This is a genomic window from Hydrogenophaga sp. OTU3427 (genome assembly GCF_038440225.1).
Classification (GTDB): Bacteria; Pseudomonadota; Gammaproteobacteria; order Burkholderiales; family Burkholderiaceae_C; genus Hydrogenophaga.
The window spans coordinates 1-310 of sequence record NZ_JASATI010000139.1 but is presented as its reverse complement, the minus strand read 5'-3'; the positions used below and the strand labels follow the sequence as shown (position 1 = coordinate 310).

General features: G+C 67.1%; 1 protein-coding gene. It reads right to left on the bottom strand.

Going from position 1 to position 310, the window contains the following annotated elements; genetic code table 11:
- Window positions 1–310: hypothetical protein (locus AAHB17_RS24640; RefSeq protein WP_342133698.1), on the bottom strand; the 310-nt coding region annotated here is incomplete at both ends.

The following is a 310-nucleotide window of genomic DNA, read 5'->3' as shown; positions in this document are numbered from 1 at the left end:
GGCCGCCGTCAGCGTGCTGCTGGCCGTGCTGCCGTCGGTGTCGGTCAACACCACCGTGAAGTTCTCGTACAGGTCGTTCTCACCCTGGACCGTGCCATGGGTCTCGGCAGCGGTCAGCGTGTAGGTGTAGGTCACGACGCCGGTCGCGGCGTTGTAGCCCGTCACGTTCAGGGTATTGCCCAGCGGCGTGGTGATGCTGGCCGCGGTGAACACACCGCCGCTGATCACCGTGGTGCCGCCCACCGTCAGGGTGGCCAAGCCATCTGGCGCGCTGACCGTGAAGTCGCCGCTCTGGGTCAGCGACTCCTTG